Source organism: Pseudomonas sp. FME51, assembly GCF_014897305.1.
The window spans coordinates 390,132-404,159 of the sequence record NZ_JABUYN010000001.1 but is presented as its reverse complement, the minus strand read 5'-3'; the positions used below and the strand labels follow the sequence as shown (position 1 = coordinate 404,159).

13 protein-coding genes are annotated in these 14,028 nt (G+C 37.8%); 5 read left to right on the top strand and 8 right to left on the bottom strand.

Annotated elements, in window-relative coordinates:
* Positions 1-13: 13 nt before the first annotated feature.
* Positions 14-787: a YciC family protein gene (locus INT39_RS01815; protein WP_193017273.1), complete on the bottom strand. Its 774-nt coding sequence runs from the start codon at positions 785-787 to the stop codon at positions 14-16.
* Between the two features lie 433 nt (positions 788-1,220).
* Between INT39_RS01815 and ompW the strand changes: the two genes are divergently transcribed.
* Positions 1,221-1,859: an outer membrane protein OmpW gene (gene ompW, locus INT39_RS01810; protein ID WP_193017272.1), complete on the top strand. Its 639-nt coding sequence runs from the start codon at positions 1,221-1,223 to the stop codon at positions 1,857-1,859.
* Positions 1,860-2,532: 673 nt separating this feature from the next.
* On the opposite strand, the gene INT39_RS01805 is transcribed toward ompW, so the two are convergent.
* The 7 genes from INT39_RS01805 to INT39_RS01775 all read right to left on the bottom strand — a co-directional run bounded on the left by INT39_RS01805 (position 2,533) and on the right by INT39_RS01775 (position 9,690).
* Positions 2,533-2,847 carry a BON domain-containing protein gene (locus INT39_RS01805; protein ID WP_193017271.1) on the bottom strand — a complete coding sequence of 105 codons (315 nt, stop codon included), beginning with the start codon at positions 2,845-2,847 and terminating at the stop codon, positions 2,533-2,535.
* 276 nt (positions 2,848-3,123) lie between these two features.
* Positions 3,124-3,930 (bottom strand): tryptophan synthase subunit alpha, encoded by an 807-nt coding sequence (gene trpA, locus INT39_RS01800; protein WP_193017270.1) that lies wholly within the window; start codon positions 3,928-3,930, stop codon positions 3,124-3,126.
* Positions 3,930-5,120, bottom strand: coding sequence for a tryptophan synthase subunit beta (gene trpB, locus INT39_RS01795; protein WP_193017269.1), 1,191 nt, complete (start codon positions 5,118-5,120; stop codon positions 3,930-3,932). Before trpB ends, trpA begins: the two co-directional genes overlap by 1 nt.
* Before the next feature lie 30 nt (positions 5,121-5,150).
* Positions 5,151-6,515 (bottom strand): bifunctional indole-3-glycerol-phosphate synthase TrpC/phosphoribosylanthranilate isomerase TrpF, encoded by a 1,365-nt coding sequence (gene trpCF, locus INT39_RS01790; protein ID WP_193017268.1) that lies wholly within the window; start codon positions 6,513-6,515, stop codon positions 5,151-5,153.
* 4 nt (positions 6,516-6,519) lie between these two features.
* Positions 6,520-7,518 (bottom strand): anthranilate phosphoribosyltransferase, encoded by a 999-nt coding sequence (trpD, locus tag INT39_RS01785; protein ID WP_193017267.1) that lies wholly within the window; start codon positions 7,516-7,518, stop codon positions 6,520-6,522.
* A 1-nt stretch (position 7,519) separates the two neighbouring features.
* Entirely contained in the window at positions 7,520-8,113 is a 594-nt protein-coding gene (locus INT39_RS01780) for an aminodeoxychorismate/anthranilate synthase component II (RefSeq protein ID WP_193017266.1), read from the bottom strand.
* Positions 8,113-9,690, bottom strand: a complete 1,578-nt coding sequence (locus tag INT39_RS01775; protein ID WP_193017265.1) for an anthranilate synthase component 1 — start codon at positions 9,688-9,690, stop codon at positions 8,113-8,115. Before INT39_RS01775 ends, INT39_RS01780 begins: the two co-directional genes overlap by 1 nt.
* A 308-nt stretch (positions 9,691-9,998) precedes the next feature.
* Here INT39_RS01775 and rnm point away from each other — a divergent pair, with 308 nt between their 5' ends.
* From rnm to INT39_RS01755, 4 genes are all read left to right on the top strand, one after another.
* Positions 9,999-10,859 (top strand): RNase RNM, encoded by an 861-nt coding sequence (gene rnm, locus INT39_RS01770; RefSeq protein ID WP_193017264.1) that lies wholly within the window; start codon positions 9,999-10,001, stop codon positions 10,857-10,859.
* A 24-nt stretch (positions 10,860-10,883) separates the two neighbouring features.
* The gene (locus INT39_RS01765) at positions 10,884-11,504 is read left to right on the top strand and encodes an L-threonylcarbamoyladenylate synthase (protein ID WP_193017263.1); all 621 of its coding nucleotides are present in this window, start codon (positions 10,884-10,886) and stop codon (positions 11,502-11,504) included.
* A 396-nt stretch (positions 11,505-11,900) separates the two neighbouring features.
* Positions 11,901-12,824, top strand: coding sequence for a 23S rRNA pseudouridine(2605) synthase RluB (gene rluB / locus INT39_RS01760; protein ID WP_193017262.1), 924 nt, complete (start codon positions 11,901-11,903; stop codon positions 12,822-12,824).
* Between the two features lie 200 nt (positions 12,825-13,024).
* A complete protein-coding gene (locus INT39_RS01755) occupies positions 13,025-13,972 on the top strand; it encodes a hypothetical protein (RefSeq protein WP_193017261.1) in 948 nt (315 codons plus the stop codon).
* Positions 13,973-14,028: the final 56 nt, after the last annotated feature.

Genomic DNA, 14,028 nt, shown 5'->3' with positions numbered 1-14,028 from the left:
TGTTTTGAGTAAATTAGCGCGTTTGTTGTGTTGTGTATTTGTTCTCAACCAACATAAATAAGCGAAACAAGTAAATAATCAACCAAGCTGAAGCCATATTTTTCAGGAGATAGAATAAGAAATTATGAATAATATCGGGTAATTGAACGGTAAGGTTGCCCACAAAACCAATACCAAACTGCAATAAAATCCAAATGCCTAAAGCAGGAATAAGTGAGCCAGATTCACTAAACCCAACTTTCCAACCTAAACGTATTGCACTTCCCATATTTTGTTGGCGCACTAAAACAACCGGTGCTAATGCAAAACCGATGAGTAAGATGATGCCAGGAATAATCATCACCATAAAACCGGCGCTAATTAAAATAGAGCATAGGACAATCAGTAAAAACATTTTTGGTAAGCGAGGTAAACAGGCATTAAATGTTTGACCTAGGGTGACATTGTGACCTGTAGAGATCGCCATAGTGAACATCAATAAGGTTAGAACTAAGATGCTTTGCTGTAGTGTTTCAAATGCATACAGTGATAACACTTTTTTGGCGATACCCACGACACTGTTTGACATTGCTTCTAATTCAGCAGGAGAAGTAGAAGAAAGCTGTGTATTTTTAAAATTAGCCACAAATTCAATCATCAATTGATACTCTTGAGGATTAGGGCCAATTAAGACATGAACTATCGCTAAAATAATAGCAAGGATAGCGGAAAGGGTAACAATGCTACGTCGTTCATTCTTATAAAAATTCAGACTGTCTCGGTAGATTGTGCGTGCCGTGGTAGGCATGAAACTGCTCCTATAAAAATAGACTAAGTCAATGCGCGCTATTGTACCTTCTACAACAACAAAAAGGGATATTTTCTCTTACTTCTCTTATTTGGTTTTTTTCTTGCTATGGATCATCAAAATATCCTTAGTATTTAAAACAAAACAAACATTATATTAACATAAAAATAACTTAATTTTTTAATACCTCTTTTTAGGATGTTTTTTATTCAAAAAATATTACTAAGAATAAATTTAATTATAAGAAAAAATTGTATTAATGGGTAATTTGATGTGGATCAATTATAAATAATCGCATTGATAAATAATAAAAAGAGAAATAACACTTTCTGCAAAAATAATTCCAAAGTTGTGATCGGCATTAGATCATAATTATCAATAAATGGTTATATTTTTAGCGGAGATTTTACTTATTACAGGAATGGGTTAAATAATGAAAAAACTTTCTGCGCTTATTTTAGCGGCTGCAACTCTTGCGCCTTCTATTTCTTTTGCTCACCAAGCGGGTGATTTTTTATTCCGTGCGGGTACTGCAACGGTTCGCCCTAATGCAGGTTCTGATAATGTATTAGATATCGGACATTTCAAGGCTAATAATAATACTCAACTAGGTTTAACCTTCGGGTATATGATTACTGATAATATTGGTGTGGAATTATTAGCAGCTACTCCTTTTGAGCATAAAGTTTCATTAACAAACTTTGGTGAAATTGCGACTATTAAACATTTACCACCAACATTAATGGCACAATATTACTTCGGTAGTGCAGAAGATAAACTACGTCCTTATTTAGGTGCGGGTCTTAACTTTACGACTTTCTTTGATGAAAAATTCAATTCAGCGGGTAAAGGCGCAGGTTTATCAGACTTGGATCTTAAGGATTCATGGGGCTTTGCGGCACAAGTAGGTTTAGATTATAACCTCGATAAAAACTGGATGCTGAATGCATCTGTTTGGTGGATGAATATCGAAACTGATGTTAAATTCCGTGATAGTACAGGTGAAAAACATTCAATTGATACACGCTTAGATCCGTTTGTATTTATGTTTGGTGTGGGTTACCGTTTCTAATTATTCTTTCTTTAAAAGAATATCGCATAATGAAAAGGCGGAGTTTATCTCCGCTTTTTTTATGTTTTAAATTCACAAGATAACTTTCTTTTTTAGATTATCAAAAGATACTGTTTTATTATTAATACTTAAAATAAGAGTTATTTTAAAATAGTCTTAAATAGATAAAGATGTATTTAAAAAGAAACATTTAATATTTAAATATCTTTTAAGTTGCATTTAATATGCATTTTAATGTTTAGCTATAAATAAATTAAAAATTATTTATTTCTATTTATTAATAATAAATAGCATTGTAATTGATAAAACAGGGTATTTTATAGGTGCATTTAAAATGCATCTTTATATTTCATTTTAGTAAAACTACTTTATTTATCAATAGATAAATAAAAGTAACAAAGGAATAACAGGGGCTAATAAAGTGTTGTACTAACAATAACTGGATGATTGGTTTTTGAACGCGAAATGATTAAAAATCCTTTTGTTTTGTTCTTTTTTATGTACTTTTCTTCGTGCGGTATAAAAATAGACTATTTTTGATTAATTTGGTTTTTTACAAAACTTGATCTGCTTAATGGTAGCCATGAACAATGGGAACAAACTTATAAACGAAAAAAGACCACCGAAGTGGTCTAAAAAGTAAAGCTAAAGGAAGACTAGAATAAAAAGGGGATCAGCGAACAACCATTGAGTTGATAACGCCTTTTACGCCTGTAACTTTGCGTGTTGCTTCAATGGCTCGATTAGCATCCGCTTGAGAAGAGACAAAACCACTTAGTTGAACTTTACCTTTAAAAGTCTCAACGCTAATTTGTGTTGAATTAAGCTTTTTTTCACCGATTAGTGCTGTTTTAACTTTGGTGGTGATCACGGAGTCATCAAAATAACCCCCAGTACCTTCTGACGTTGCAGTTGGAGAACATGCAGACAACGTAAATGCCATCAGTAATGCCGCCATGACAGCGGAGATTTTTGCCCATAGTTTCATTATCAAACTCCTTATACATTGCGTAATTGATTGAGTATTTTTGAAAAGAAAACATAAAGCGCTTTATAAAGTATGTGCAAAAAATAAAATATTGCCAAATTTTTATAGGTATTGATTATGTTACTTTAAATGGAGAAAGAAGAGGGATTGCGCCATTTCATGCGGGCTAAGCCCCAAAACGGGCCTCCAAAAGCGTGAGTCAATAAATGATGAATTAAGAGTAATCCGCTTAGAAAAATAGCAAACTATTCTCCTAAAGCGGATTGATTACGATAGTTAAGAGAGTGTAGCCGCTTTCATTTCTTTAACAAACTGAGTGAGTGCTTTTAGCATCACTTCAGGCTGATGGAGATTTTTCTCAATAATTTGAACTACCGCAGAGCCTGAAATTGCCCCAGCGGCGCCATTGGCAATTGCTTCTTTGACTTGTTTAGGTTCTGAAATACCAAACCCTTGTAATGCAGGTGGTGCATTATGCGTTTTTAGTTTGTCAGTAAGATGCGTCAGTGATTGTTCAGCACGTTTATCTGTACCCGTTACACCGGCTCTTGAGAGTAAATAGGTATAACCTTTGCCTGAGGTGGCTAATTCTTGTAAAAGCTCATCATCAGCATTAGGTGGGCAAATAAAGATAGGGCTGATATTGGCTCTTTGTGCTGCTTCACGAAATTCTTTTGATTCACGCAAAGGTACATCACCAATTAAGACGGAATCCACACCTGCTTGCTCGCATTTACTATAAAAATTGTCAATGCCATTACTAAATACAAGGTTGGCATAAACTAATAATCCAATCGGAATATTAGGGTGTTTTTTACGTACATTGGTTAAAAGAGCAAAGCAATCAGTGGGGGTTACACCGACATCAAGCGCCCGTAAGTTAGCGCCTTGAATAGTTGGGCCATCGGCAAGGGGATCGGAAAATGGAATACCAATTTCTAATGCATCTGCGCCACCTTCAATTAAGGCATCAATAATGCGTAATGACAGCTCAGGAGAAGGATCACCTAATGTTACAAAGGGAACAAATGCACCTTGTTGTTTTTGTGCTAATGCATTAAAGCAGTTTTGATAACGGCTCATTAGATTTCTCCTCTTGCTGCTAAAATATCGTTTACAGTAAAAATGTCTTTATCGCCACGGCCTGATAAGTTCACAATCAGTAATTGTTCTTTGTCTGGATTTTGTGCAATTAATTTAAGTGCGTAAGCTAGAGCATGAGAAGATTCTAATGCTGGAATAATTCCTTCACGGCGAGAAAGTGCTTTAAATGCTTCTATTGCTTCATCATCTGTAACAGATACATAATCGGCACGTCCAATGCTATTTAAATGTGCGTGTTGTGGCCCTACAGATGGAAAATCAAGACCCGCAGAAATGGAATAAGATTCTTCAATTTGTCCTTCATCCGTTTGCATAATGGGGGATTTCATCCCAAAATAGATCCCTAATTTACCGTGTTTGAGGGGGGCGCCATGTTCACCTGTTTCAATACCTTTCCCCGCAGGTTCAACACCAATCAGTTGTACTGATGTTTCAGGAATAAATGAAGCAAATAACCCGATGGCATTTGAACCACCACCAATACAAGCAATAGCTGCATCGGGTAGACGACCTTCACGATCTAGGATCTGCGCTTTAGCTTCATCACCAATCATACGTTGGAATTCACGTACAATTGTTGGGTAAGGGTGAGGGCCTGCGGCGGTTCCTAGTAAATAGTGAGCACGGTCGTAACAACCAGACCAGTCGCGTAATGCCTCATTACAGGCATCTTTTAAGGTAGATGAACCACTATGAACGGGAATAACTTCAGCACCCATTAAACGCATACGAAAAACGTTAGGGGATTGACGTTCAACGTCTTTTGCACCCATATAAACACGACATTTCATATTAAGTAGTGCACAGGCTAAAGCAGTGGCCACACCATGTTGACCCGCGCCCGTTTCTGCAATTATTTCGGTTTTGCCCATACGTTTTGCCAGTAATGCTTGACCTAAGACTTGGTTAGTTTTATGAGCGCCACCATGCAGTAAATCTTCGCGCTTTAGGTATAAACGAGTTCGCGTGCCTTCTGTTAAATTACGGCAAAGCGTTAATGCCGTTGGTCTACCTGCATAATTTTTTAATAAATCTTGGAATTCTTGCTGAAATGAAGGATCGTTTTGTGCATCAATAAAAGCTTGTTCGAGTTGATCCAATGCAGGAATTAAGATTTCAGGTACATATTGGCCACCAAATTCGCCAAAGTAGGGGTTAAGTTTTCTCATTGTGATGTCATCCTGTTTAAAATTTTATCTTTATGAAATGTAGTTTCGCTGTAATTGTGCAAAGACTTGGTTTAGACGTTGTGCATCTTTTATGCCTGGGGCGGATTCTACGCCAGAGTTAAAATCAAGCCCGATACAGCCTGTTTTAACGGCATCTAAGCAATTTTCACTGTTAAGGCCGCCTGCAAGTAATGCTTTTTCGCGTAATGTATTTGGAATTTTTTGCCAATTAAACGTTGTTCCTGTTCCGCCTTTACCGTTATCAAGTACATATTTATTAACGTGTGAAACGGGAGAAATATCACTGTGGATTGCCATATTTATTGCTTGCCAAATCTCACAGCTAGGTTGAATTTTTTGTCTAAGTTGCTCAATAAACTGAGCATCTTCTTGCCCATGCAATTGAATAGCAGATAAATTAAGTTTTTCAGCATACTCACAAATAAGTGTAATGGGTTGATTTTGAAAAACACCTACAAACGCTAAAGGGGCTTGTGTTATCAACTCCTGTGCTTGTGACAATGTCACTTTACGCGGGGATTTTTCTGCAAAAATCAATCCTGCATAATAAGCACCGGCTTGATAAACCGCTTTTACATCTTGTGTACGCGTTAATCCGCACACTTTATGCTTTCCAAAAACGAGTGCTCTTACCGCTTGGTCAATATTGTCTTGTGACATTAAGGCGCTACCTACCAGAAAACCATTAGCATATTGGCTTAACTCTTGGACTTGCTGGTGGGTATGAATACCAGACTCGCTGATCACGATTGCATCTCTAGGTAATCCTTGGCTTAATTGCTGAGTACGCGCTAAATCAATAGAGAGATCACGCAAATCGCGATTATTAATACCAATAACTCTGGCATCAAGCTTAATTGCCCGTTGGCGCTCTTCTTCTGTGCTGACTTCGGTTAATACGCCCATATTTAATTGATGAGCAACTGCCGACAGTGCACGATATTGATCATCATTTAAGACAGAGAGCATTAATAAAATGGCATCTGCTTGATAAAAACGTGCTAAATAGATTTGGTATTCATCAATAATAAAATCTTTGCACAAAATGGGCTGATGTACGGCTTGGCTGACTTGACGTACATAATCGAAGCTCCCTTGAAAATACTTTTCATCGGTTAATACTGAGATTGCCGCCGCATAAGGCTGATAAATTTTTGCAATGGTAACGGGATCAAAATCAGCGCGAATTAATCCTTTTGAGGGTGATGCTTTTTTACACTCTAAAATAAAAACAGTATTAGGCTGTGTTAATGCCTGATAAAACGATCGCGTTGAAGGCACTAACTGATGCACAAATTCTGATAACGGTTGGTTTGCTTTACGTGCAATCAGATATTCAGCTTTATCTTTTACAATGGCGTTTAATACAGTCATGTTTTTATCCTCTTGCCGCTAATGCAGTGACACGATTTATTGCTTTACCGCTATAAATGGCGTGCATAGCAACTTCAGTATTTATTTTTAAATCTTCTTGCCCATGTAAACGCATTAATAAAGCGACATTAGCGGCGACTGATTCGGTATGTGCTCTTTTTCCTTCACCTTGTAGTAAGTCCGCCAATAATTGACGGTTAACTTCAGGTGTCCCACCTTCCAAATCAGCCATTGCACAAGGGCGAAGACCAAAATCACTGGGTGTGAGTTCATAACGTGTAATTTCACCATTACGTAACTCAGCAACTTGAGTGGGCGCATGTAACGACACTTCATCCATACCACCACTGTGTACTACGGCGGCACGTTCATACCCCAATACTTTTAGTGTATCTGCAATAGGCATCAATAATTCAGGGCTATACACACCAATTAATGCTAATGGCGGGCGAGCAGGATTAATCAAAGGGCCTAATACATTAAATAAGGTGCGTGTTTTCAGTTGTTGGCGCACAGGGGCTGCAAAACGAAAACCACTGTGATATTGAGGCGCAAATAAAAAGCATAAGCCCACTTCATCGAGTAATTGACGTGCATCATCAGCACTTCGGTCTAACGGAATACCAAATGCCGCTAATAAGTCGGAAGAACCAGAGCGGCTAGATACACTGCGGTTGCCGTGTTTGGCAACTTTAATACCGACTTCTGCCGCCACGAATGCACTTGCGGTTGAAATATTAATGCTATTTGCACCGTCCCCCCCTGTTCCTACGATATCGCAGAAAGTGTAATCAGGGCGCGGAAATGGCAGGGCATTTTCAAGTAATGCACGTGCAGCACCCGCGATTTCCTGTGGATGTTCGCCGCGCATTTTCATGCTGATTAAAACGGCGGCTAATTGTGATTCTGTTAATTCACCGCGAATAATGGCACTAAACAGGGTTTGGCTTTCTTCTAATGTTAACTGTTGTGCGCTAAATAATTTGTTGAAGATAGTGTCCATTTTATGCGTCTCCTTCAGGTGTTAATGCCCATGCGATTGTTTGTGCCAAAAGTTGTGCGCCTTTTGTGGTTAAAATTGATTCTGGGTGAAACTGAAAACCACAAGTTTTATGTTGACGGTGACGCACCGCCATAACAGTGTTATCGCACCACGCATTGATAATAAGTTGTTCTGGGACGTGTTCTCCTGAAAGCGAATGATAACGAGCAACGGGTAAAGGGTTAGGTAAATTTACAAACATTTCGCTGTTATCATGTTCAGCTAATGTTGCCTTGCCGTGTAAGATCTCTCCGCATGAAGAAACTTTACCACCGTAAGCTTCAATAATGGCTTGATGACCTAAGCAAATACCAATCACAGGTAATGTGCCTAATACTCGTTTTAGCAGTTCAGGCATGCAACCTGCTTGTGATGGTGCGCCTGGCCCCGGAGATAACAGTAAAATAGGGTTATCGAGTTCACGCAATTTTTGCTCAATAAAATCAGCAGTGACACTATTGCGATAAATCACGACATTATTACCAAGGCTACGAAGCTGATCGACAAGGTTGTACGTAAAAGAGTCGATATTATCGAGAAGTAAGATAGTCGCCATTAGCAAGCCTCCTGTATTTGATTATCGGTATGAGCTTGTAAAATGGCATTGATAACCGCTTGTGATTTATTGCGGGTCTCTTCCGCTTCCATTTTTGGATCAGAATCGAGCACAATTCCAGCACCGACTTGAATTGTCGCAATATTATTTTCAACATAGGCTGAGCGAATAACTATGCAAGTATCGAAATCACCATCACCCGTGAAATAACCAATGGCACCACCATAACTGCCACGTTTGGTTTTCTCATAACGTGCAATCAGTTGCATGGCACTGACTTTAGGGGCTCCCGAAAGCGTTCCCATATTCATACAGGCTTGGTAAGCATGGAAAATATCTAAATCATCACGTAATTTTCCAACCACTCTTGAGACTAAGTGCATCACAAAAGCATAACGATCAACTTTTGTTAACTCTGCAACATAACGGCTACCCGCTTGGCAAATACGCGCTAAATCATTACGGGCCAAATCGACTAGCATTATGTGCTCTGAAAGTTCTTTGGTATCAGTGCGCATTTCAAGTTCAATTCGACTATCTAAATCTGCATTAATCGAACCATCCGCATTACGTCCTCTAGGGCGAGTTCCTGCAATGGGATAGATTTCAATTTGGCGATCACTGGCTTGATATTTCAATGCACTTTCTGGTGATGCGCCAAAGACAGTAAATAAAGCATCTTGCATATAGAACAAATAAGGACTTGGATTTTTCTCTTTTAACACCTGATAAGCAGCAAGAGGTGAAGGACAAGCAACCTGAAAACGACGAGACGGAACCACTTGGAAAATATCACCACGACGAATATAGGCTTTCATTGCCTCAACAATATCGCCGTAACCTTTATCATCCATATTGCCGTGTATTGTTGATTCTTTGGCTGTTAACGTTTTGCGTACTGGACGTTTTAAGGGGAGCTTAGCCAATGCCAGCAGTTGTGTTTGCCGTGAAGAAAGGCGCTGACATTCTGTTTTATCATCAGTAAATGCAATGGAAACTAACTGGCTATCTTGATTTTGATGGTCGATCACGATTAATTGTTCAGCTAAATAAAAACAGTAATCCGGGCATGAAAAGACACTCTCTAACTCAGGAATGGGCTCAAATCCACTCACTAAGTCATAAGCAAATAAACCGCCAACAAAGATGAAATGTGCATCTTTGGTATTTTTATCACCCAGAAAGAAGCGCAATGCATCAAATACGCTGGCTGATTTTAATTTACTTTCTTCATCAATCTCTTGTGTTGGGGCTGAAAAGGTAAAAACACATTGGTTATCGCTATCTAGCATTAAATCGGCTTTTTCTTTTAGTGCGATTTTTAAAGCGGGTAATAGCGCTTGACCATTAATACTTAATGCATCAATGGTGACTTGATTTTTTACTGCACTGATACGCAAAGCACTATCAACAATTAATAAGCTTTTTAAATTTGCTTTAGTATCAACTTGTGCAGATTCTAACAATAATGTGTGATAACGATCTTCACATAATGTATTGAAAAGCAAAGTAGGTTCGCTGTGATAAGGCAGTGGCGTTGCCTTGATATTAAATGAGAATGCAAGTGATGTATTCATTGTTATCGCTCTATATTATTTTCTTTATTTACTGTTTTTTATGCATAAAAAAACCCGCATAGGCGGGTTTTAGATATCACTGACGTTAAGTCGGAGATCAAACCGCCCATAAAAGAGTATTGCGCCACCAAAGAGCGATAAGATGTTGATTGATATTCATAAGATCTCCTTACAGCTAACGACAGATAAATAGAGAGCGAACTAGCTCGTGTTGCGTACTAGTAAACTGGATTGCGTTAGGTTCGTCAAGTACTTTATGGCATACTCTTTAAAAATTATTATCTTGCTAAGGTGAAAAGGGAGAAGTGATGACTGAAGGGCTATCTGATTTAAGAGTGATTTATGATTTACACAGCCACACTACTGCGTCAGATGGCGAGCTTTCACCAGAAGAGTTGGTTGATAGGGCAATAGAGCGTCAAATTAATGTGTTAGCAATAACGGATCACGATACCACTGCAGCAATTGCTTCAGCTAATCATTACATTGCAGAAAAAAATCTACCTCTTACCCTGATATCAGGTGTCGAAATATCAACTTTGTGGGAGAATATAGAAATCCATATTGTTGGATTGAATATTGATATCGACCATAACGCCATGAAAACACTACTTTCATCACAAAGCCAATGTCGCGAAACGCGTGCGATAATGATAGGTGAGCGGCTAGAAAAAGCGGGCATCCCAAAGGCATTTGACGGCGCTAAGGCGTTAGCATTGGGTGGACAAATAACGCGAGGGCATTTTGCTCGTTTTTTAGTAAATGACGGACATGTTGCTTCAGTGAATAAAGTGTTTAAACGTTACTTAGCGAAAGGCAAAACAGGCTACGTACCGCCACAGTGGTGCTCAATTAGTGACGCTGTCACGGCGATTCATGCTGCGGGGGGAGTTGCTGTGTTAGCACACCCAGGTCGATATGGTCTATCCTCTAAATGGTTAAAACGATTAACGCTTTACTTTAAACAACAAGGTGGTGATGCAATCGAAGTGGCACAATGCCAACAACCACCACAAGAACGGGAACAACACGCAGCATTAGCGCAACTTTATGCGCTAAAAGCTTCGTTAGGTTCTGATTTTCATCGTCCTTGCTCGTGGATAGAGTTGGGACGTAATTTATGGTTACCCGGTGGCGTTGAACCAGTTTGGTCGCTATGGCAGGAGTAACATCAGAAATTCGTTGAGGGATGTATGAGCCAACTTTTTTATATTCACCCTGATAACCCGCAGGCTCGTTTAATTGAACAAAGTGCTGATATTTTACGCAAAGGCGGAGTGGTGATTTATCCAACAGATTCTGGCTATGCTATTGGCTGTTGTCTAGAAAACAAAGATGCAATGACGCGAATTTGTCGTATTCGCCAATTAGATAAAAACCATAATTTTACATTGATGTGTCGTGATTTATCCGAAATTGCGACTTACGCTCATGTTGATAATGTGGTATTTCGTTTAATTAAAAATAATACCCCAGGTAACTACACTTTTATCTTAAAAGCGACTAAAGATGTGCCTAAGCGTTTGATGAATGATAAACGTAAAACAATTGGCTTGCGTGTTCCTTCTAACCCTATTGCATTAGCGTTGTTAGAAAACATAGGTGAACCACTGATGTCAACAAGTTTGATTTTACCTGGAAATGATTTTGCAGAGTCTGATCCTGAAGAAATCAATGACTTATTAAGTAAACAAGTTGATTTAGTGGTCCACGGTGGTTACTTAGGACAAAAACCAACAACAGTGATTGATTTAACTGAAGATAGCCCAGTCATTGTGCGTGAAGGTACGGGTGATATTACGCCATTTCAGTAAGCGATTTAATTCATTGCACTCAATGTCGATGAAATAGACCTATAGTGAAGAATTTATCGCAAGATAAAGAGATAAAAGGTGAAGGGATTTATTGCTTGTGTTAAATTTATACATTGCGATAAAAATCACGGTGTCCGTTTTTAAAATCGGTTATAGCAACGAGCATTTTCGTTAACCTTAAGCCACAAATTAAGTGGCACGATGTCATCACCTTTGTTTTATCGACACTATTTATCACAATGTTGATATGAAAACTATCAACATTGTTCACTATTGAATCAATAAACCTGTGTTTATTTATCATTTTAATAAACATGGGCCATTTTTACTTAATTGATTTTTAAAAATTAATTCTATTTTTATGACGCCTGTGAAGGCGACACATGAGGTTGTTTCATGAGCGATAAATCGCAACATACTGAAAAATTACAAAAAATTCTTGCCCGTTCTGGTCACGGTTCTCGTCGTGAAATTGAAGGCTACCTTCAAGAAGGACGTATTAGTATTGATGGTACAAAAGCAAAATTAGGTGATCGTATCGATGTCACCACAACAGCAAAAATCCGCTTAGATGGCCGTGTTTTAAATATTCGTGAAGCACAAAAAGATGTTTGTCGTGTGCTGGCTTACTACAAACCTGAAGGTGAATTGTGTACTCGCAGTGATCCACAAGGCCGTCCTACCGTTTTCCAACGTCTTCCTCGTCTTAATAGTGCTCGCTGGATTGCAGTGGGTCGTCTTGATGTCAATACCAGTGGATTATTGTTATTTACAACAGATGGCGAATTAGCAAACCGTTTAATGCACCCAAGTCGTGAAGTTGAACGTGAATATGCAGTACGTGTTTTTGGTGAAATTGATGATGCAAAAATTCGTCAATTAACTCGCGGTGTACAGTTGGAAGATGGTCCAGCGTCATTCCGTTCTGTTTCTTATCGTGGCGGTGAAGGGATTAACCAATGGTACAACGTTTCACTGACGGAAGGTCGTAACCGTGAGGTTCGCCGTATGTGGGAAGCGGTGGGTGTTCAGGTTAGTCGTCTTATTCGTGTTCGTTATGGCGATATTGATTTACCAAAAGGCTTACCTCGTGGTGGCTGGGTTGAACTTGGATTAAATCAAATTAACTACTTACGCCAGTTAGTTGAATTAAATGATGAAACAGTGACAAAAGTTGCGGTAGAAAAAGACCAGCGTCGTATTAAAGCGAATCAAATTCGTCGTGCGGTTAAACGTCATACCAAAATCTCAGAACGCACTTCAACATCACCTGCGAAAAGAGCAACAAGTCGTCGCCAATCTGCAGGAAATAAAAAATAGTTATCGAATAATTATTTATTATTTTAAATTAAATTATCATTATGCATTAAGAGGCACCCATAAAATTAGGGTGCTTCTTTTTTTGATCGCTTTCTTTTTTTTATAAATAAAACTATGATGATTAGATTAATAAGGTGATAAGTTATTTTTGTTACATTAATGTTTATTTGTATATTTTACCATAAGGTATACGCGATAATATGCATCGTTCTTTTTATTTAACAACAGTATTATGTGCAACTTCTCTTACTGCTGGTTGTGATCCGGCTATTAATGTAAATTCACAATCAGGTGTATTTTATATTAGTAATAATAAAAACACACCACTAGTCTTCCAGATTGATAACAATGCTTTTTGGATTAACACGGGAGAAGTAAAAAAAATAAAATTAGAAAATGGAAAGCATGTATTAGTTGATGCAACAGGAAAAAAGAAAATCTTCATGGTTTATCCAGATAATCGAGGTGGAATAATTAATCCATCTAGAGATATCTACTATAGTTTTACTTCTATTTTTTCTACAGAGACAAACAATGAGCACCTTTATCTAACAACCCATTCTGTCTGGGTTGGTGGTCAGCTTGTTCATGGCGCTATAAATAGTTCTGATGCGTTATTTATAGATAATAATGTCTTTCGCTGTGAAGTACCTTTGAATGAATCTATACCAACTTATTTATCTGATTCGAAAAACAAAGGAATAGGAAATGTATTAACTAAGTGTTTTTCCCAAATAGAATTTCAAGATTTTTTATCACAAGAACCTGATGGTATTCAAGTCTATTCAGGGGGTAATTTATTAGATTCTGATAAAGGAAAAAATAAATACAATTGGATAAATGATGAAAATACTCGAACTGATGATTTTATTCCTACATTAAGTCGTATTGAATTTAATAATAGTGAATTGCTGAAAGAAGCAAAAAATATTTATAAAATTACTAACTCCTATTTGACTTCGCGGGATCCCAACGAAAAGCAAAATTACTATAATGAATATCATTTACATATTATGGTTATGGCAATGGTTTATAGCCAACAAATACAAAATGATATACTTGATGATAAAGAAGCTTACTTTCAGTTAATAAATGAAACCGGGCGTATATTTGGCGCAGGTATATTAAGTGAACCTGTTTTAATATAAATAACTATTCATTTTTATTTTTGATAGTAAACAATAACAAAAGTGAGTAAATCATT